The sequence below is a fragment of the Sinanaerobacter sp. ZZT-01 genome (genome assembly GCF_035621135.1).
GTDB lineage: Bacteria > Bacillota > Clostridia > Peptostreptococcales > Anaerovoracaceae > IOR16.
In genome coordinates, this window is sequence record NZ_CP141728.1 from 2,324,964 (window position 1) to 2,343,727 (window position 18,764).

21 protein-coding genes and 1 other annotated feature are annotated in these 18,764 nt (G+C 38.6%); of the genes, 19 read left to right on the top strand and 2 right to left on the bottom strand.

All coding sequences use genetic code 11. The features are described from left to right. The first annotated feature begins 25 nt into the window (after positions 1 to 25). From U5921_RS11080 to U5921_RS11135, 12 genes are all read left to right on the top strand, one after another. Positions 26 to 1,873: an ASKHA domain-containing protein gene (locus U5921_RS11080; RefSeq protein ID WP_324823319.1), complete on the top strand. Its 1,848-nt coding sequence runs from the start codon at positions 26 to 28 to the stop codon at positions 1,871 to 1,873. A 47-nt stretch (positions 1,874 to 1,920) separates the two neighbouring features. Further along, positions 1,921 to 2,760, top strand: a complete 840-nt coding sequence (pylSc, locus tag U5921_RS11085) for a pyrrolysine--tRNA(Pyl) ligase large subunit (protein WP_324823321.1) — start codon at positions 1,921 to 1,923, stop codon at positions 2,758 to 2,760. 17 nt (positions 2,761 to 2,777) lie between these two features. After that, on the top strand, positions 2,778 to 3,428 hold the full coding sequence (locus U5921_RS11090) for a cobalamin B12-binding domain-containing protein (protein WP_324823323.1): 651 nt from the start codon (positions 2,778 to 2,780) through the stop codon (positions 3,426 to 3,428). Beyond that, entirely contained in the window at positions 3,425 to 3,769 is a 345-nt protein-coding gene (gene pylSn, locus U5921_RS11095) for a pyrrolysine--tRNA(Pyl) ligase small subunit (RefSeq protein WP_324823325.1), read from the top strand. The genes U5921_RS11090 and pylSn overlap by 4 nt, the downstream gene beginning before the upstream one ends. A 14-nt stretch (positions 3,770 to 3,783) precedes the next feature. Next, positions 3,784 to 4,593, top strand: coding sequence for a 3-methylornithyl-N6-L-lysine dehydrogenase PylD (pylD, locus tag U5921_RS11100; RefSeq protein ID WP_324823328.1), 810 nt, complete (start codon positions 3,784 to 3,786; stop codon positions 4,591 to 4,593). Positions 4,594 to 4,748: 155 nt separating this feature from the next. Next, a complete protein-coding gene (pylB, locus tag U5921_RS11105; protein ID WP_324823330.1) occupies positions 4,749 to 5,795 on the top strand; it encodes a methylornithine synthase PylB in 1,047 nt (348 codons plus the stop codon). Positions 5,796 to 5,812: 17 nt separating this feature from the next. Continuing rightward, positions 5,813 to 6,955, top strand: a complete 1,143-nt coding sequence (gene pylC, locus U5921_RS11110; protein ID WP_324823332.1) for a 3-methylornithine--L-lysine ligase PylC — start codon at positions 5,813 to 5,815, stop codon at positions 6,953 to 6,955. Further along, positions 6,952 to 7,647 (top strand): hypothetical protein, encoded by a 696-nt coding sequence (locus U5921_RS11115; protein ID WP_324823333.1) that lies wholly within the window; start codon positions 6,952 to 6,954, stop codon positions 7,645 to 7,647. Before pylC ends, U5921_RS11115 begins: the two co-directional genes overlap by 4 nt. Beyond that, positions 7,644 to 8,558 carry a methyltransferase domain-containing protein gene (locus U5921_RS11120; RefSeq protein WP_324823335.1) on the top strand — a complete coding sequence of 305 codons (915 nt, stop codon included), beginning with the start codon at positions 7,644 to 7,646 and terminating at the stop codon, positions 8,556 to 8,558. The genes U5921_RS11115 and U5921_RS11120 overlap by 4 nt, the downstream gene beginning before the upstream one ends. Continuing rightward, positions 8,555 to 9,856 carry an amidohydrolase gene (locus tag U5921_RS11125; protein ID WP_324823338.1) on the top strand — a complete coding sequence of 434 codons (1,302 nt, stop codon included), beginning with the start codon at positions 8,555 to 8,557 and terminating at the stop codon, positions 9,854 to 9,856. The genes U5921_RS11120 and U5921_RS11125 overlap by 4 nt, the downstream gene beginning before the upstream one ends. 186 nt (positions 9,857 to 10,042) lie before the next feature. Continuing rightward, positions 10,043 to 10,348, top strand: coding sequence for a LysO family transporter (locus tag U5921_RS11130; protein ID WP_324823340.1), 306 nt, complete (start codon positions 10,043 to 10,045; stop codon positions 10,346 to 10,348). Further along, positions 10,341 to 10,934 carry a lysine exporter LysO family protein gene (locus U5921_RS11135; protein ID WP_324823342.1) on the top strand — a complete coding sequence of 198 codons (594 nt, stop codon included), beginning with the start codon at positions 10,341 to 10,343 and terminating at the stop codon, positions 10,932 to 10,934. Before U5921_RS11130 ends, U5921_RS11135 begins: the two co-directional genes overlap by 8 nt. Positions 10,935 to 11,088: 154 nt before the next feature. On the opposite strand, the gene lexA is transcribed toward U5921_RS11135, so the two are convergent. Then, a complete protein-coding gene (gene lexA, locus U5921_RS11140; RefSeq protein WP_324823344.1) occupies positions 11,089 to 11,775 on the bottom strand; it encodes a transcriptional repressor LexA in 687 nt (228 codons plus the stop codon). A gap of 214 nt (positions 11,776 to 11,989) precedes the next feature. Further along, positions 11,990 to 12,123, top strand: a sequence feature (ribosomal protein L20 leader region). Positions 12,124 to 12,138: 15 nt separating this feature from the next. Here lexA and infC point away from each other — a divergent pair. From infC to U5921_RS11175, 7 genes are all read left to right on the top strand, one after another. Continuing rightward, a complete protein-coding gene (gene infC, locus U5921_RS11145; RefSeq protein ID WP_324825992.1) occupies positions 12,139 to 12,657 on the top strand; it encodes a translation initiation factor IF-3 in 519 nt (172 codons plus the stop codon). 17 nt (positions 12,658 to 12,674) lie between these two features. After that, complete coding sequence (gene rpmI, locus U5921_RS11150; RefSeq protein WP_324823346.1) at positions 12,675 to 12,869, top strand: 50S ribosomal protein L35; 195 nt, start codon at positions 12,675 to 12,677, stop codon at positions 12,867 to 12,869. A 19-nt stretch (positions 12,870 to 12,888) separates the two neighbouring features. Beyond that, positions 12,889 to 13,245 carry a 50S ribosomal protein L20 gene (gene rplT / locus U5921_RS11155; RefSeq protein ID WP_324823348.1) on the top strand — a complete coding sequence of 119 codons (357 nt, stop codon included), beginning with the start codon at positions 12,889 to 12,891 and terminating at the stop codon, positions 13,243 to 13,245. Between the two features lie 99 nt (positions 13,246 to 13,344). Beyond that, positions 13,345 to 14,265, top strand: coding sequence for a sigma-E processing peptidase SpoIIGA (locus tag U5921_RS11160; RefSeq protein WP_324823349.1), 921 nt, complete (start codon positions 13,345 to 13,347; stop codon positions 14,263 to 14,265). Positions 14,266 to 14,302: 37 nt separating this feature from the next. Next, the gene (sigE, locus tag U5921_RS11165) at positions 14,303 to 14,983 is read left to right on the top strand and encodes an RNA polymerase sporulation sigma factor SigE (RefSeq protein WP_324825993.1); all 681 of its coding nucleotides are present in this window, start codon (positions 14,303 to 14,305) and stop codon (positions 14,981 to 14,983) included. Positions 14,984 to 15,072: 89 nt separating this feature from the next. Further along, positions 15,073 to 15,843, top strand: a complete 771-nt coding sequence (gene sigG / locus U5921_RS11170) for an RNA polymerase sporulation sigma factor SigG (protein ID WP_324823351.1) — start codon at positions 15,073 to 15,075, stop codon at positions 15,841 to 15,843. Between the two features lie 210 nt (positions 15,844 to 16,053). Next, positions 16,054 to 17,433 (top strand): MATE family efflux transporter, encoded by a 1,380-nt coding sequence (locus U5921_RS11175; RefSeq protein WP_324823353.1) that lies wholly within the window; start codon positions 16,054 to 16,056, stop codon positions 17,431 to 17,433. Here the strand turns inward: U5921_RS11175 and U5921_RS11180 are convergent, their stop codons facing one another. After that, positions 17,434 to 18,750, bottom strand: coding sequence for a Na+/H+ antiporter NhaC family protein (locus U5921_RS11180; protein ID WP_324823355.1), 1,317 nt, complete (start codon positions 18,748 to 18,750; stop codon positions 17,434 to 17,436). It abuts the gene before it with no gap. Positions 18,751 to 18,764 lie beyond the last annotated feature (14 nt).

Here is an 18,764-nt window from a genome sequence, read left to right on the forward strand (position 1 = left end):
TTGTCATATAATAGGGGATGAAATTATGAAAATTACCTTTAAGCCATCAGGCATAGAATATGAATTGAATGAAGCATTAACTTTACTTGAAACTGCTGAGCGTGCAGGTGTGTTGATTGATGGAAGCTGTGCCGGAAAAGGTACATGCGGGAAATGCAAGGTGCGCATTTTGCAGGGAAAAATGGGACAATTGACAGACGCAGAAGAAACGGCATTGACTGACTGGGAAAAAGAAGAAGGCTACCGATTAGCATGTTGTATCAAGCCAGAATCAGATTTAGTTATATTGGTTCCCGGTATTCATGGAGGCTCCACAAGAAAAAAAGATATGACCATTTTGCCGGATGATTTCGTAATAGAAAAAACAGTTGTAAAAACAGCATTGCAGATTAAGAAAGCGTCATTGGAATATCAAAAGAGCGATGCAGACCGAATTTTGGAAGCGTTAAGAGAGAAAGATAAAAGCTTTGCAGCACTTAAAGTGGAATTTCATAAGAGTTTATTGCAAAAAATCCCTGAAATATTAAAGGAGAAGGACGAGAATATCACTTTGGTCATTCGGAATGGAGTGGCACTAGATGCAGAGCCTGGTGATACACAGGAGGCTTGCTACGGAATCGCTTTTGATATCGGAACAACAACAGTGGTTGGAATGCTTTGGGATTTAGACAAAGGAAAAATTGCAGAAGTTGCTGCCAGGACGAATCCGCAGAGTGTTTTTGGATCGGATGTTATCTCAAGAATTCACTATAGCAATGCTTCAGCGGATCATGTGAAAGATATGCAGGAAAAAATTAGCAGTTGTTTTAACGATATTCTTACCGAGTTTGAAGAAAAAGCGAATATTAAACGCAATCAAGTATACGAGGTTACCGTAGTGGGAAATACTACGATGAGTCATCTGTTCTTAGGAATTAATCCTGCCTCTTTAGCAAGAGCACCGTTTGCGCCAGTATTTTGTAAAGCGGTAAATGTTTTAGCAGAAGAGCTGGAAATCGATGTGAATCCAAATGCTAATGTACACCTTTTGCCCAATATAGCAGGACATGTCGGCTCCGATATTGTAGCGGTATTAATGGCTTCTCGATTAAAAGAAAAAGCAGGCTGTAATTTAGCCATTGACATTGGAACCAATGGGGAAATCCTTTTTGCGAAAGATGGGCGGATTGTTGCCTGTTCTACAGCTGCTGGTCCTGCATTTGAAGGAGCTGCAATTTATCAAGGGATGCGTGCAGCGGCTGGTGCAATAGAAAGAGTTACCATTGCAGAGGGATGCGTGCAGCTGTCTGTGATTGATAATGAAGAGCCTGTAGGTATTTGTGGATCCGGCCTCATTGATGCAATTGCACAGATGCTGGACAATGGAATATTAGATAAAAAAGGAAGAATCATCAGTGCTGAAGCGGCTAGAAAAGCAGATATTTCCGAAAATCTGATAGAACGGTTATACAATGATAATGAAGGCGGAGGCTTTATTTTATATAAAAGAGAAGATGGAGAAAATATTGTTTTGACTCAAAAAGACATCCGTGAAGTGCAGCTTGCAAAGGGAGCTATTTTTGCAGGAATAAAAATTATGATGTGTGAATTAGGAGTCAAGCCTGAAGAACTGGATTCTGTGATTTTAGCTGGAGCTTTTGGTAATTATATTAAAAAGGAAAGCGCATTAAGAATTGGTTTGTTTCCAAAGGTGGCACCAGAAAATGTTATTTCAATTGGGAATGCAGCTGGCGCCGGTGCTTGCATGGCATTGCTTTCAGATAAAGAACGCAGGCAGGCCGCCTTATTTGCTGAGGAAACTGAACATATTGAGCTTGCTTCACATCCAGACTTTCAAATGGAGTTTTTAAAAGCAATGTATTTTATGAAATAAATTATTTTTAAGAGCATAGATGAAAGGGTTATAAAGGTACAATATAAATGACAGTAACATTGACCGTGACTCAAAAGCATCGTTTGACAGAGTTAAATGCAAAAGTAAAAGATTTAAATATGACTTTTGAAAATACGGATCAAAGAGATGCCTTTTATAAGGAAAAAGAAAAGATTTACATAAAGGTAAATCGAGAAAAAATCTTAGACTGTATTCATCGAAAACACAAGCCACTTCTGGTAGAAGTGCAGAACAAATTATCCGAATGGCTTTGTGGAGAAGGATTTACACAGGTTGTAACGCCCTTGATGATTACAGGAAACATGCTATCAAAAATGACGATTACAAAAGAGCACCCTCTAACAAATCAGGTATTTTGGCTGGATCAAAAACGATGCCTGCGCCCGATGCTAGCACCAAACCTTTATGAGATGATGCGGGACATCCAAAAAGTGGCGAAAGAGCCTGTTCGGATTTTTGAAGTGGGTTCCTGCTTTCGGAAAGAAAGTCAGGGAGCGCAGCATTTAAATGAATTTACTATGTTGAATTTTGTCGAACTTGCAGGAGTAAAAGAAGGGGAACAAATGGAACGCCTAAAGAGTTTGGCAATTGGAGCAATGAAAACATTGGGACTTGAAGAATATGAGCTAGTCATTGAAAAATCGGAAGTGTACGGAGAGACTCTTGATGTTGTGGTAGGAGATGTTGAACTGGCTTCCGGAGCATATGGACCACACTTTTTAGACAGCAAATGGGGTATTTTTGATACATGGGTTGGCATTGGATTTGGAATCGAACGCATTGCCATGGTCATGGGAGGCTATCAGAATATCAAGCGAGTCGGCAGAGGCTTGGCGTACTTAGATGGAGCTAGATTGAACGTATAGTATTGAGGAAGGTGGTTTTGTTGAATCGTGAAGAGGTAAAAAAGACTGCAGCTGAATCTATTATTGATGCCGATGAAGCAAAGGCTTTCGGTTTGATCGATGAAATCCTCAAGTTAGAAGATAAAGAGTGGGTCACGATTTTATGTGATGGATTCAGTGATGGAAATCGCCTAGTAGGAGAAAGCTTTGAAAAAGGAAAACTCTCTCTTCCGGAGTTGATATACTGCAGTGAAGTGATGAAAAACGTCATGGATCGTATTATAAAAAGAGTTGATTCAATTCCTGTAGAAACCACTGGTAAAATACTGATTGCAACAGTTGAAGGTGATGTTCATGATATCGGAAAAGGCATTGTTGCGTCTGCTTTGAAATTAGCTGGTTTTGAAGTGATTGATCTAGGCCGTGAAGTTTCGGTTGACACAATTGTTGAAGCAGCGGAACGCTGCGGGGTCGATATTATCGGAACAAGTGCATTGTTGACCTCCACTCTGTCAGAGCAAAAAAAATTAGAGATGCTCTTACGCGATTTGGGACTTCGCCATAAATATAAGACAATGGTCGGCGGAGCACCTTGCACTGCAAGATGGGCCAAAAAGATCGGTGCTGATGCTTACAGTGAAGACGCGATGGAAGCTGTGAAAAAAGCAAAGGAGCTGCTAAAAAAATGAGTGATCAGAAAAAACGGTATTATCGAAAGCATGTAGAGCTGTTTCCATTAATAAATAAAATGAAACTTTGGCCTTCCAGAAGCGGCAGGCTGCATGGTGTCAGACAGGTAGAATTAAACGGTGATTTTATTGAGATTACGACTCATTGCGGTAAGTTTTTTCGGGTTTATAATTCAAAGACTTCCAGAGCCGCACGATGGATTCGGAACAAATGGGCAGTAGAACCTTGTAAGGATTGCAAAGTACCACAGTGGAAATTAGACAAATATTCTAAAACATTTTTTTCGCAGCATTATGGAAAAGAACTCAAAAACGATGATGTAAAAACGCAGGATAAATAAGGGTGGGATGAAGAATGACGCGTTTAAGAGAAGAATGGATTTGCGATATGGAAGAGACAATTGCCTCTTATGAAAAAGAGCTGAAAACAAAAATTTCCTTAGATTTTGCAGGGCTGGCAGCAGCAGCAAATGATATCTCAAGAAATGAAATAACAGAAACTGCTGAGAGAGAGACCGTTGCTGTTGTGCCTATTACTACAGGTATGGGCATCATCAGTACGTTTGCAGATTCTGTTGCTGCGATTATTCGTCAGGCAGGATTTTCTGTATTTGTTACAAAAGCTTGTGATGTGGATGGTATATATGAAGCACATCTGCGTAATGCGAGCATGCTTTTTATGGCAGATGATAATCGCTTTATTGGGATCCATTTACGCAAAAATCGAATGAGTGATAACAATGCTGGCACAGCAAGAGGCTATGTAAAGGCTTTGGAGCAGGCATGCGGCTCGTTAAAAGGAAGAGAAGTCTTGGTTCTTGGCTGTGGTATTGTTGGAGAAGAAATTGGTAAATACTTACAAAAAAGAGCGGCTAGGCCAGTTCTTTATGACAAGAATGACTTATTAGTTCAAAAGATTTCTTTTGAACTAGGAGCAGATTTTCTTTCTGATTGCAGCAGAATGAAGGATTTTCCTTTGGTAATGGATGCCACCTGTGAAGGAGAGTGGATTCATGAAGGAATGTTACATGAAGAGGCATGGATATCCACACCGGGAGTTCCGCTATCTTTGGACGAAGCAATGAAATTAAAATATAAAGCACATACCATACATGACTGGTTGCAAATTGGTACTTTAGCGATGTTGGGTGAGCTTTGTAAATAAATATGGACATGGGGGGCGGATCGTATGGATCACATAGACTCTAAATCTATGTAGCCGAGTGAGACTCTCGGGCTCCTCGCCAAGATATAAGCCCCTAATTTTAGAGGCTTAAAAATTATAATTTTTGAGCAAAAGCAAGGGAAATGAGGGTTACTATGAAAGAAATTGAAAAAGCAATTAGAGGCCAGGGATTAGCCAAAGAAGAGATTGTAACGCTTTTATCTATTACGGATAAAAATGAAATGGATGAGCTTTTTGCAGCTGCAAGACAGGTTAGAGAGAAAACCTTTGGAAAAAAGATTTTCATGTACGGATTTGTGTATTTTTCAACTTGGTGCCGGAATAATTGTAATTTTTGTTATTATAGAAAATCAAATACGATCGCACGTTATCGCAAGGAACCGAAAGAAGTGGTCGAGTTGGCAGTTCGTTTGGCAGAATCCGGCGTGCACCTTCTAGATTTAACAATGGGAGAGGATCCGATCTATCACAAAGAAAGCTTTGCATCGGTGCTTGAGATTGCAGAAGATATAAAAAGAGAAACAGGGCTTCCGGTTATGCTTTCACCTGGTGTGATTCGTGATGAATTGATAGACTCTTTTGCAGAATTAGGCGTAGAGTGGTTTGCATTGTATCAGGAAACTCATAACCGTGAGATTTTTAAGAATTTACGAGTTGATCAGGATTATGACGAGAGAATGCATGCTAAACTCTATGCAAAAGAAAAAGGAATGTTAATAGAGGAAGGCTTACTAGCAGGTATTGGTGAAAGTTACGAAGACATTGCAGATTCCATTTTAAAAATGAAAGAGATTGGTGCGAGTCAGGTTCGTGTAATGAGCTTCGTTCCGCAAGCAGGAAGCCCGATGGAATCCGTTCATACGCCGGGGAGAGAATTGGAATTAAAAATCATTGCTCTGCTTCGGCTTGTGCATCCAAAGGCATTGATACCAGCGTCTCTGGATGTGGATGGAATTGAAGGACTACAGTGCAGGATTAATGCCGGATCAAATGTTGTTACTTCTATCATTCCACCTCTCGCCGGGCTGGCAGGTGTAGCACAAAACAGCATGGATGTAGATGAAGGAGGGAGAACCGTACAAGAGGTAAGCTCCATCTTAAGAGAAATGGGTATGGAACCGGCTACTGCTTTAGATTATCGTGCCTATATAGAACAATTATTTGCAGAGAACGGAAAATAGTATCGGAGGATTCCAATATGAAAACAGCAGTAATTATTGGAGGCAAGCTGCAAGGAGTTGAGGCTTGCTATCTAGCCCAAAAGGCGAATATTAAGACAATCTTAATCGACATCAATCCCTGCGCACCTGCAATCGGAATGGCAGATGAATTTTATTGCCTGAATGTGTGTGAAAAATCAAAGGAGCTTTTAGCTCTTCTTAAAAAAGGTGATTTTATTTTGCCTGCAATGGAAAATGATGAAGTACTTCAAGCATTATATGAATTAAAAGATGCAGAAGCTTTAAACCTTGCTTTTGATTTTTCTGCTTATGCAATTTCTTCTTCTAAGACAGCTTCGGACCGCCTGATTCGTGAAAACCAGATACCGGCACCGGTCTATTATCCGAATTGCCAGCCTCCTTATATTGCAAAGCCTAATTCTGCAAGCGGCAGTGAAGGTGTTCGTTATATTGAGAGTGTGAAAGAGGCAGAAACTTTCTTAAAAAATGTGCCAAAGGGAGATTCGTGGGTTATTCAAGAGTATCTCGATGGAAAGTCCTATTCCATTGAAGTCATTGGAAAACCGGGAGATTATCGTACCTATGAGGTGACTGAAATTCATATGGATGATCGTTATGATTGCAAGCGAGTAACGGCTCCATGTCCCATTTCAGATGCTTTAAAGAGCAATTTTTCAGCGATTGGCATTCAACTTGCGGAATTGGTTCATTTAAAAGGGATTATGGATGTAGAAGTAATCTTGGACAAGGGACAGCTCAAGGTGCTTGAAATCGATGCACGTATCCCAAGTCAGACACCAACAGTAGTCTATCAGTCCACTGGGGTGAATTTTATGGAAGAGCTTGCTGCATTGTTTTGTGAAGGAATCATGCCTCAAAGAGATTGGGGAGAGAAAAAACATGTCTCGTTTGAACATTTTATAATAAAAAATAAGAAAGTTGAGGGAGTAGGAGAACATGCTGTGAGCAGCTGTGGTCCACTGCACTATTATGAGAACTGTTTTGAAGCCGATGAAGTGCTTACTGATTACGAAGACGGGGAAGAAGTATTAGTTGGGACGTTTATTAATTCTGCTGCGACACAGGAGGAACTGGAACAAAAACGAAATTGTATGAGAAAAAAATTAAATCACTTCTTGACAAAGGAGGATGGAATGTGAGTAAATTAAAATGGACAGTCATAGATATCCCTAAGGAGGATGTTTCTGGAATTTATCACATGTTTGAGAAACAGTCAAAAGTAGATTTAGAAAATTTACCGGAGAAATACGCTGCACTTGTTCATAAAACAAGAGAGACTGCTTTTATTCATTTTGAAATCAAGGGTGTTTATGCGTCAAAAAAGTTGGTGGAATATAGAGAAAGTGAAGTTGTACTTGAAGGTGGAATTCAAATTTTAAGTAAGATGATGCCGATTCTATTTGAAAAATCGACGGAGGTTGTATTTTATGCCGTTACTGTATTAGGTTATTTGGAAGAAGAGAAAAAAGAAAAAAGCTTTATGGAGCAATTTTTTTTAGATGCATGGGCTACCGCTTTTGCAGAGACAGGAGCATCTTGGCTGAAGAAGCATATTTCCGAGGAACTTGCTGAATTTGGATGGTATGCAACCTCTGCGTGGAGTCCAGGCCAGCATAACTTTTCTTTAGAAAATCAGAAACCGCTATTCCAAGTATTAGAACCGGAAAAAATCGGACTGACATTAAGTGATACGCTTATGATGCACCCACATAAATCCGTCTCAGGTGTTTTTGGTATTGGAGAGGAAAAAGATAATCGGAGGATAATACCTTGCGATTACTGTGATTTGAGACAAGACTGTCCTTCAGCGTACCAGAGTGAAAGTATATGATGAAACAAACGATACATAAAAAAGAAACGAAGAAGACCCCTTTAAAACAAACGAAGATAGAACGAATAAAAGTATTATGTGAAGAGAACAAATCCATTTTTTCCTGTCCAATTTGCAGAGGGGCAATTGTACAAACGATACAAGGAGATTTGACCTGCGAAAACAAGCATTGCTTTAACATTGCACGAAAAGGGTATATCAATTTTATGAATGCAGCACATGAAAGCTTTTATGATAAAGAGCTTTTTTATTCACGGAGTCAAATTTTTCAAAGGGGCTTTTATCAACCGGTGGCAGAGGCAGTTGAAAAAGTAATTGCTTCCTATGCAACGTTATGGGAAAAAGGCGCTTTTAATGTTTTGGATATTGGCTGTGGAGAAGGGTATTATCTGGATTGGATTGCAACGCATTTTCCATCCGCACACTGCTTTGGAATTGATCTTTCCAAAGAAGCGGTCAAAGCGGCGACACACCATGAGGCAGATACGATTTGGGCGATTGCGGATTTGACAAAATTACCATTTCGCAGTAAAACATTTCATGTTCTGCTCAATATACTTACTCCAGCTAATTATGAAGAATTCAGCCGGATTCAAAAAAAGCAGGGCATTGTGATAAAAATATCACCCGGAAAAGATTATTTAAAAGAAATACGGAACCGTTTTTCATATAAAAATTATAATGAGACTCGTGTGATGGATTATTCAAAAGAAAATATGGAGATCTTGGAGGAAAACAGAATTTATTATAAAAAGACTTTGACAGAGACAGACTGGAAAGATTTTTTATATATGACCCCATTGACTGCGCATAAACAAGAAGAACGAGTCAGACAAATTGAATTTCCTGAGAAGGAAATTACGATAGATTTAAATTTGATAGTCGGACGTTTAAAAGGGAGGAAAAGATGAAGATTAAAATTATAAATGCAAATATATTGAGAATGGTTCAAGATGAAGGTGTGATTACCGGAGATCTTGCGATTAGTGGAGAGGATATTGCATTTATAGGAAAAGTGCCGGATGATTTTGTGGCAGATAAGACGATAGACGGTTCTAATACTTTGGTAATCCCGGGGTTAATTAACGCGCATACGCATACACCGATGTCTATCTTGCGTAATTTTGCAAATGATTTGGAGTTGATGGATTGGCTGACTACAGCTATTTTCCCTGCTGAAGACCGCATGGATGAGGAGTGTGGTTATTACGGTGCACTTTTAAGTATGATTGAACTGATCCGAAGCGGCTGCACTGCGTTTGAAGAGCAGTATATGTTTGTTGACAGTATCGCAAAAGCCGTTTTTGAAAGTGGAATGAGGGCGAATATTGCAAGAGGTCTTGTTGGTGATGGCGAAGATGAGGGAAGTTTACAGCGTCTTCAAGAAAATATAGACCTTTATCATAAATGGCATAAAAAAGGGGAAGGGCGCATCCATGTTGACTTTGGCCCGCATGCTCCATATACTTGTCAGGATGGAATTTTAAAAAAAGTAATAGAAGCGGCTGAGTCACTACCAGATTCCGGTATTCATATTCATCTTTGTGAAACACAGACAGAGGTGAAAGGTTCAATCGAACAATATGGTATGACGCCGATTGAACGGATGGAGAAGCTTGGACTTTTTGAAAAAAAACGAGTAGTTGCTGCGCATGGTGTACATTTGACTGATAGAGATATTGCAATTATAAAAAAATATGATGTAAATATTGTTCATAATCCGAGCAGTAACTTAAAGCTTGCAAGTGGTTTTGCTCCGGTAGCAAAATTAATGAGTGAAGGAATCAATGTTGCACTCGGAACCGATGGATCGTCGTCAAATAACAATGTAAATATGATAGAAGAGTTGCACATAGCCGGCATTTTAGCAAAGGCAGTGGCGCAAGATGCAAAGGCACTTCCGGCATATGAAATCATTAAGATGGCGACAATAAATGGAGCAAAAGCTCTAGGTATTGAGGAGCAGACCGGGAGTCTTGAAATTGGTAAAAAAGCAGACATCGCAATTATTGATATGAGCGGTGCACATTGGTATCCGCAGACGGATCTCATTGCGGCGGTAGCCTATTCCATGCAGGGGAACGATGTTCGGGATGTGATTTGTAACGGTAAGCTGCTTATGGAAGACCGCAAATTATTAACCATTTCTGAAAAAGATGTAATTGATAAAATACAAACGCTTTCTAAAAAGGTATTAGGCCAAATATAAGAAATCTATGTATCATTTACGGCAGAATATATTATTTTTTGTACTTTTTAATTATTGTAATATGGCAAAAAAATATAAGTAGTTACAATTATCTTGCTTATTTTTCTCTTTTGTATAAAATAGTAATTAGGTAATCGTAGCAAACAATTTTTTTTATTCAATTAATGTTAGAAAGTAGGTTGAAAAATGTCATATACATTGTTACTGTACCTAGGCCTCATGGGACTGGGTATTTTTATTGGTTCAAAGAAGATGTCTAAGGAACGAGAATATAAGTGGATACCGAAAATTCAGTACATAGCAGTCATTGTGCTAATCGCAGCTCTGGGGGTTCAAATCGGATCGGACGACAACGTAGTTGCCTCCTTAAAAGAGATTGGGGTATCAGCATTTGTAATCTCTGTTTTTTCTATGGCTGGTTCTGTATTATGTGTGTATTTTGTACGAAAGTGGATTGGACTAAATAAAGAAGGGGTGCGTGACAATGAGTAAGACAATTATATTGTCAGTAACTGCGGGGATGCTGGCAGGATATTTTTTTGTTCCGGATTCCTGGGTCTTTATTTGTGAATATCTAATTAAAGGAGGCCTCTGTGCCATTTTGTTTTTGGTTGGGCTCGATATCGGACGACAGGAGAACGTCTGGAAGGAAATTCGAGAGGTAGGGTTTTGGATATTTCTTTTTCCGCTTGCGATTATTGTAGGGACGTTAGCCTTTGGCGCATTATCTGGTTTATTTTTGCCAATGACCATACAGGAAGCAGTCGGCGTTGCAGCAGGACTGGGATGGTATTCGTTAGCTCCTATGATGCTTGCAGAATACTCTGCAACGTTGAGCGCAACTGCTTTTTTAGCAAATGTGTTTCGTGAAATCGGAGGAATTATTTTTGTGGCATTCGTCGCAGATAAAGTGGGTTTCATTGAAAGCATTGCGGTTCCGGGCTCTTCTTCCATGGATACCTGTCTACCTGTGATTGTCAGCGCGACGAATGATCGGGTTGCAATTTACTCTATTGTAAGTGGTGTTGTGATATCCATTTCTATTCCATTTTTAATACAAATCGTAATGGGATTTTAAATAAAAATTCTAAGATATTGCCAATAGCTTAGAAATGATATTTTCTATACCATAAAAGAACGGGACAGCATCAGCTGTCCCGTTTTGCTTTCAATATGTGTATTGATTATGTAAAGAATATTCATATTCCTTTTTATCTGCATACATCTATGCATTATCGTAAATAGCGAAAAACACCCTTAACTAATCCAAGTATCTTAACGTCTTTTACTAAGATTGGACTCATTGTTTGATTTTCCGGCTGTAAACGGATGTGGTCGTTTTCTCTGTAAAAGGTTTTTACTGTTGCTTCACTTTCAAATCCATCTACCATCGCCACTATGATATCACCATTGCTGGCTATGTTCTGTTGTTTTACGAGAATATAGTCTCCGTCGAAGATACCGGCTTCAATCATGCTCTCTCCACGAACAGTAAGCATAAAATTATTTCCGGAAGATAAAAAACGGTTTGGAATTGGAAATGTATCTTCAATATTTTCATCTGCTAAAATCGGAGTACCGGCAGCAATTCGTCCGATTACCGGAATTTCTGAGACATCCATACGTTCCACAGGCTGTTCTAGATTCAAAAGAGGGGATTTTTTTTGCACAGGTATAGGGGCAGAAGCATAATCCACAGCTTGATTTTGATAAAGTATTTCAATGGCACGTGGCTTTGATGGATCTTTGCGGATATATCCTTTTTTTTCTAAATTAGCAAGGTCTTTATGTGCAGTGGAGGTGGATTTAATTCCTAGAAACTGGCACATTTCACGAACTGTAGGCGGATATCCCTTTGTCTTAATTTCATTTTGCATGTAGGATAATATCTGCTTTTCCCGTTCTTTTAGCTGTTCCATTTTGTCCTCCTTTGAATATCTTTTTAAAATTTATAAAAATAGGATAGCATAATATGGACAAAAAGTAAACATGTGTTCGAACTTTATCTGAAATTTGATGATGATTCAAAGAAATTATGTTATACTAATATATTATTAAGAAGTTGAAATTTAAAATAAAATACTATAAAATAGTTGACATAAAAGAATATAAATGGTATCGTTATTGATGCAGGTAATAAAGCAGAAGTATTCCGCTTCTCACCTTACGGTATGTGCTGTTAAGGTTAATATGACAAAATCATTTTTATATAATAGGTGATTTGTATATTTTAGCGGGTACTTAGTTATCCGCTTTTTGATTTAAGTAGGAGGTGCGAGGCAATTAGCAAGGAAAATCAAATCAACGAAGAAATTCGTGAAAAGGAAGTAAGACTAATCGATACGGATGGAACCCAATTGGGAGTTGTGAGTATACAAGAGGCGATGGATAGGGCCAACGATGCTAAGTTGGACTTAGTTAATATTGCACCAAATGCAAAGCCGCCGGTTTGTAAGATTTTGGATTATGGTAAATACAGATACGAAATTCAAAAGAAAGAAAAAGAAGCAAGGAAAAAACAGAAAGTAATTCAGGTAAAGGAAATTCGTTTGAGTACTTTTATTGAGGAGCATGATCTTGCAGTGAAAGCAAATAATGCTGCGAAGTTTTTGAAAGACGGAGACAAAGTAAAGGTAAGCTTGCGTTTTAAAGGAAGAGAAAAGGGTTATTCCAACGTTGGGCAGAACGTAATGGAAAAGTTTTATGAGATTGTTTCTGAAATTAGTGTTCAAGAGAAAAAACCACAATTTGAAGGCAGAAGCTTGTATATGATTTTAGCACCGAAAGCTGATAATAGATAAATAGGAGGAATTTTGAAATGGCAAAGATGAAATCCCATAGAGGAGCAATGAAACGATTCAAGGTAACCGGCAGCGGTAAAGTGACGAGACATAAGGCATACAAGAGCCATATTCTTACAAAGAAGAGCACGAAGAGAAAAAGAGGCTTAAGAAAGTCTACTGTACTTGGAAGTGCAGATCACAAGAGAATTAAGTCTGTATTGAATGTGTAATATTAGGAGGTAAGAAACGATGGCAAGAGTAAAAAGAGGAATGAATTCCAAGAAGAGACATAAGAAAATATTAAAGTTAGCAAAAGGTTTTTACGGAGCAAAGAGCAAGATCTTTAGAGCTGCAAATCCAGCAGTTATGAGATCCCTTCGTTCTGCTTATGTAGGAAGAAAGAATAAGAAAAGAGAATATAGAAGACTATGGATTGCAAGAATCAATGCTGCTGCAAGAATGAACGATATTTCTTACAGCAAGTTGATGAACGGTTTAAAGGTTTCCGGTCTTGAAATCAATCGTAAGATGCTTTCTGAAATGGCAATTTATGATCCAAGTGGTTTCGCGCAATTAGTTGAAACTGCAAAAAAAGCAGTAAAATAAGCATAAAGAAAGAAAGGTTCGACAATACCTTTTGACAAAAATACCCCCCTGAACGAGCTATAATCGTAAAAGAGATAAGCCGGGAAGGGGGGTTTTTATATGGTCATTTACGGGGAGTATCTCTTTCTTGAAAATTTCATTACTGGATTTCTTATTCTAAAGCTGACTGGTAAAATCTGCGGCTTGCAGGCCTTAACAAGGCGTTTACTCTTCGGAAGCAGTCTTTGTGGCATTTATTCTTTTGTCCTCTTTATAAATGGAATGCCTATCCCTTTCTCGATTGCATTAAAAATATTTTTTTCTATTTTGCTGATACGTTGTGTATTTGGAAAAAAAGAAAGTGTGCAGTTTCGAAAAGCGGTTTTAGTTTTTTATTTGGTCAGCTTTGCAATGGGTGGAATTACAATTGGAATGATGTATTTTATCGGTGTATCCGGTGTTACAAATAACAGCAGCCTTTACATAGAGCAAGTGAGCTATTTTAATATTTTACTGGGATGTACAGTTGCATATTTAATCATCCATATATTCGCAGATTTTATAAAAGGAAGACATCTTGATCAGTCAGGAGTTATCGCGCAAGTTGAGATTACCCTAAATGGAAAAAAAGTTCTTGTACGCGGAATGGTGGACACTGGTAATTTTTTAGCAGATCCATGTACGGGAAAGCCGGTGTTTTTAATTGAACTTGATGCATTTTTACCACTGGTTTCGGAAGAAATTGCAGATATGTTTCGTGCTGAGAAGGATTCTGTAGCTGTTTATAATCAATTAAAAGGTAAAGAATTTGTGCAGAGGTTACGATTAATTCCTTATGAATGCGTCGGCAATGGAAATGGATTGCTTTTGGGGGTAAAACCGGATAAAATTACGATTTTTAGAGAAGGCCTGAATCCAGAATCGGAAGATGTAATTTTAGGAATTTATTATGGAACGTTTGGAAGAAGCTGGAGTGAGGAACGCTATTCGGTGCTAATGCATCCGATGGCAATAGAAAGGGGTATCGCTTGTCATGTTTAGTAAAATGGTAAAGTGCATAAATTGGACTTTAAATCAGATGATATGGTTTTTCTTTCACCGAAAGAGGAGAAAAATCTTTTATATTGGGGGAACTGACGTATTACCGCCACCGCTGACTGCAGAAGAAGAAGCGGAGTTGATGGAACAGATGGAAAGCAACACAGAAGCTGTACGTACTATTTTAATAGAACGTAACCTAAGACTTGTTGTATATATTGCAAAGAAATTCGAGAATGCAGGGATCAACATTGAAGATTTAATTTCAATTGGAACGATTGGGTTAATTAAGGCAGTAAATACATTTAAGAAAGATAAGAATATCAAATTGGCTACCTATGCCTCAAGATGCATAGAGAATGAAATTCTGATGCATTTAAGACGCACCAGTAAGAATCGCACAGAAGTTTCTTTTGATGAACCGCTGAATGTAGACTGGGATGGAAATGAACTGCTGCTTTCTGATATTTTAGGAACGGAAACAGATATCGTATATAACCATATTGAAGAAGAAGTCAATCGCAATCTATTGATTTATGCACTGAAACAATTGACTCCTCGGGAACGAAAAATAATGGAAATGCGTTTTGGTTTGATTAATGGAAGAGAAATGACTCAAAAGGAGGTAGCGGATTTTATGGGGATCTCTCAGTCTTATATTTCTAGACTAGAGAAAAAAATAATTTCTCGCCTGCAAAAGGAAATTAAGAAGCTAGGATAGAATAAAATTGCCAGTCATTGTACATAAATAATAAGGACGGTGCATTAATGCTTTGGGGGACAAAAAAAGAATGCGGAGGACCTTTTTTCATGGCAGGCAAAGTAGAAATTTGCGGTGTGAATACATCAAAGCTTCCGGTCTATAAGGATGCGGAAATGAAGAGGATGATCGAGAAAATAAAAGGGGGGGATAAACAGACAAGAGACGAATTTATTAGAGGAAATCTGCGATTGGTATTAAGTGTGATTCAGAGATTTAATAACCGGGGTGAAAATTCAGATGATCTTTTTCAGGTCGGATGTATTGGATTGATTAAGGCCTTGGATAATTTTGATACGGCACATGAGGTTAAATTTTCGACTTATGCAGTGCCGATGATTATTGGAGAAATTCGGCGCTATTTAAGAGATAATAACGCCATTCGAGTCAGCCGTTCTTTGCGGGATACCGCATACAAAGCGCTGCAGGCAAAGGAACATCTGATGCGTCAAAACCAAAGAGAAGCTACGGTTATGGAAATTGCGGCGGAATTAGATATACCCAGAGAAGACGTGGTTTTAGCACTTGACTCGATACAGGAACCAATTTCACTGTTTGAACCGGTTTTTCATGATGACGGTGATGCCATTTATGTAATGGACCAGGTTCGAGATACTAAAAATACGGATGCACATTGGGTAGAAAATCTTTCTTTATCCGAAGCGATGAAAAAGCTGACACTTAGGGAACGCCATATATTAACCATGCGTTTTTTTGATGGCAAAACACAAATGGAAGTTGCGGATGAGATCGGAATCAGCCAGGCTCAGGTTTCCAGATTAGAAAAAGGAGCATTGGAAAAAATGCGAAGACAATTATAAAGAATAAGAAAGTTCATGATTTGATAGCGCTCTTTTTGAAAGGGCGTTATTTTTATATAGGAAAATGATCTGTTTGATATAAAATAACAATATAATTTTCTATCAAATGGCAGCAAAAATATTTTCAATTTTGATAGGAATCTGATAGAATAAGCCGATTACTTTTGGTATGATAAAAAGAAACAAATACAGGAAACAATGGAGCAGCTTATGTTAACATTTCTACAAAGAAACACGTATTTTCGGCAAGAAAAGGGGTTTTATCGCAAGGTATTATATATTGCAATTCCGATTGTTTTGCAAAATATGATCAGCATCGGTTTGAATATCATTGATACTCTGATGGTAGGGCGGGTTGGTGTCCTGGAACTGGCAGCCGTTGGTGCAGGTAATCAAATATATTTTATTTTTACAACTATATGTTATGGGATTTTCAGCGGAGCTGCGGTTTACACTGCACAGTATTGGGGGATAAAAGATATTAAAAACATTCGAAAAGTGCTGGGAATTGATTATGTAGTAGCAATTTTTATGGCGCTTGTTGTTTCTTTTTGTGTATGGATATTTGCACCGGATATATTATGGCTCTTTGCGAGAAATACTTCTGTTATTGAGTTGGGAAGTAAGTACCTTAGGGTGGCATGTTTTTCTTATCTGTTTACTGCGGTATCCTTTGCCATTAATTATAATTGTAGGTCTATTCAGCAGCTAAAGGTTCCTACTATTATTAATGCTACTGCACTTCTTATAAATACGATATTAAATTACGGGCTTATTTATGGCAATTTAGGTTTACCCGAGATGGGGGTAAGAGGAGCGGCAATTGCAACAGTTATTGCGAGAATTTTAGAAACGATTGTTTTGCTTACCTATATTTATCATCATCCGGAACACCCTTTAGCAGGGCAAATGAGCGAGCTGTTCTCGTTTAGCCGTACAATGTTTAAAAAAGTGATGAAAACGGCGGTACCGGTTGTACTCTCGGAAAGCGGGTGGAGCATAGCGACGGCAATTACTTTTATTGCTTATGGGATTTTGGGTGCATCCGCTCTTGCAGTGGTTCAAGTAGCATCGGTTGTCAATGAATTCTTTCAGTCACTATTTTTTGGAATTGGCAATGCTGCTGCCGTTATGCTGGGAGAAAAATTGGGACGTGGCGAGACAGAAAAAGCCGAAAGCTACAGCCAGACATTTTTAAGAGTTTTGTTTGTAATGAGTGTTGTGATTACAGCTTTCTTAATTTTAATACGAGGAGGGATTGCAGATTTGTATCAATTTGATGCGATGACAGAAGAATTGCTGATGAACACGCTTTTTGTATGGTCATTATTCTTAGGACCGAAAATGATTGTTTATATACTCGTTTGCGGTATTTTGCGCTCCGGAGGAGATACACAGTTCACAATGGTGTTTGACTTGGCAGGAAATTGGTTGCTTGGAATCCCGCTTGCTTTTTTAGGAGTTCTTGTCTTTCATCTTTCACTTCCCCTTGCAGTGGGACTTTCTTCTATGAGTGAGATTGTAAAAGCAATAATTTTTTGGCGAAGATATAAAAGTAAAAAATGGATTCGTATTTTAATTGAATCATAATTAAAATTTTGCTTTTCCACTGATTGGAAATAAGAGAAAAGATGAAATCGGAATACTGTACATATAAAAAGCGAAAGGCAGATAAGCCGCATTATGTACTCCCAGCATTGAAATTGGAACAAAAGAAGCAACACACCAGGGAATCAGTCCTGCTATAATAATTGTGCTGTTGGAAATATCTAAAGCGAATTGATTCTGCTCGGTATCTTTATAACAGGGCTTCATAATATCATGCGTAATGATGGTGGCTATGGTCTGATTACAGCCGAACGCACAGGAGAGCATACCCACAATGGCTGTGAGACCGAAGCGACGCCTTGGAGAACGATTGTATTTTTGGATTAAGATCTCCAAGCTTTCAAAGGCATGGATGCACTCAAATATACCTGCAAGCGAGCAGGAAATAAACAACATGACGTAAGTAATCAGCATGGAGCGGATACCTCCGCTTGATAAAACACCGGACAGTGGTCCGCTTTCAAATGTAACGCCGAGAAGCATTGCTTTTAGAACCGATAAGAAAGTTGCCTTCTGTATAGTGAGACTGAGCAGCAGAGCAGAAAGTATACTTAAGAACATAGAAGATTTTACGCCTACCTTTAGCACAGGAAGCAGGAATAAGATCAATGCTGGTATTAACATGAGCGGTGATATAACAAATGAAGTTGTCAAAGCGGATGGAAGCGGGCTGTTTGCCAGCTTCAGAGGATGAAAGAGAGAAAATCCGCCGTAAAACACGATAGATAAAAGAAAAGGAAGTATACAGGAAAGGCTCATATTTTTTACATTGGTCATATGCTCTACGTTTGTAACCGTTGCAGTAAGTGCTGCGGCAGAAGAAACGGGAGACCCGCGGTCGCCGAAATAGACCCCGGACATAATGGCTCCGGTCATAAGGGAAAGTGGTATATTCCCGCCTCTAGCAAGTGTGATGAGTGCGATACCCATGGTACTGACTGCTCCGAAAGAGCTTCCGATTAAAAAGGAGATTAGAGCGCAGATTAGGAACGAGAACAAGACAAACCAATTCGGTGCAATATAGTTTAAACAATAGTACATTAAAGTAGGAAGCGTTCCAGCTGTAATCCATACGCTCATGATACAGCCGATTAGCAGAAAAATCTGCAAAATAAGAAAGGAACGCTTTCCACCTTCATAGGACATCAAAAGTATTTCTTTGTTTGTTTTGCCTTTTTTCTTTGCGATACATGTAAAAATAATCCAGCAGAGAAAGAGAGCATATCCTAAGAAGAACCCTTTTTGCACAGCAATCATTAATAAAAGAAAACAGAGAAACAAACCAATTAATATGTCCATGAGAAAATGCCTTT

What these genes read in the sequence shown, in the direction of transcription:
- pylSc (WP_324823321.1), top strand. Translation starts at nt 1,921, where the DNA reads ATGACAGTAACATTGACCGTGACTCAAAAGCATCGTTTGACAGAGTTA.
- U5921_RS11160 (WP_324823349.1), top strand. Translation starts at nt 13,345, where the DNA reads ATGGTCATTTACGGGGAGTATCTCTTTCTTGAAAATTTCATTACTGGA.
- U5921_RS11120 (WP_324823335.1), top strand. Translation starts at nt 7,644, where the DNA reads ATGATGAAACAAACGATACATAAAAAAGAAACGAAGAAGACCCCTTTA.
- pylSn (WP_324823325.1), top strand. Translation starts at nt 3,425, where the DNA reads ATGAGTGATCAGAAAAAACGGTATTATCGAAAGCATGTAGAGCTGTTT.
- sigE (WP_324825993.1), top strand. Translation starts at nt 14,303, where the DNA reads ATGATATGGTTTTTCTTTCACCGAAAGAGGAGAAAAATCTTTTATATT.
- pylC (WP_324823332.1), top strand. Translation starts at nt 5,813, where the DNA reads ATGAAAACAGCAGTAATTATTGGAGGCAAGCTGCAAGGAGTTGAGGCT.
- U5921_RS11135 (WP_324823342.1), top strand. Translation starts at nt 10,341, where the DNA reads ATGAGTAAGACAATTATATTGTCAGTAACTGCGGGGATGCTGGCAGGA.
- U5921_RS11125 (WP_324823338.1), top strand. Translation starts at nt 8,555, where the DNA reads ATGAAGATTAAAATTATAAATGCAAATATATTGAGAATGGTTCAAGAT.
- rpmI (WP_324823346.1), top strand. Translation starts at nt 12,675, where the DNA reads ATGGCAAAGATGAAATCCCATAGAGGAGCAATGAAACGATTCAAGGTA.
- rplT (WP_324823348.1), top strand. Translation starts at nt 12,889, where the DNA reads ATGGCAAGAGTAAAAAGAGGAATGAATTCCAAGAAGAGACATAAGAAA.
- lexA (WP_324823344.1), bottom strand. Translation starts at nt 11,775, where the DNA reads ATGGAACAGCTAAAAGAACGGGAAAAGCAGATATTATCCTACATGCAA.
- sigG (WP_324823351.1), top strand. Translation starts at nt 15,073, where the DNA reads ATGGCAGGCAAAGTAGAAATTTGCGGTGTGAATACATCAAAGCTTCCG.
- U5921_RS11180 (WP_324823355.1), bottom strand. Translation starts at nt 18,750, where the DNA reads ATGGACATATTAATTGGTTTGTTTCTCTGTTTTCTTTTATTAATGATT.
- U5921_RS11130 (WP_324823340.1), top strand. Translation starts at nt 10,043, where the DNA reads ATGTCATATACATTGTTACTGTACCTAGGCCTCATGGGACTGGGTATT.
- pylD (WP_324823328.1), top strand. Translation starts at nt 3,784, where the DNA reads ATGACGCGTTTAAGAGAAGAATGGATTTGCGATATGGAAGAGACAATT.
- pylB (WP_324823330.1), top strand. Translation starts at nt 4,749, where the DNA reads ATGAAAGAAATTGAAAAAGCAATTAGAGGCCAGGGATTAGCCAAAGAA.
- U5921_RS11080 (WP_324823319.1), top strand. Translation starts at nt 26, where the DNA reads ATGAAAATTACCTTTAAGCCATCAGGCATAGAATATGAATTGAATGAA.
- U5921_RS11175 (WP_324823353.1), top strand. Translation starts at nt 16,054, where the DNA reads ATGTTAACATTTCTACAAAGAAACACGTATTTTCGGCAAGAAAAGGGG.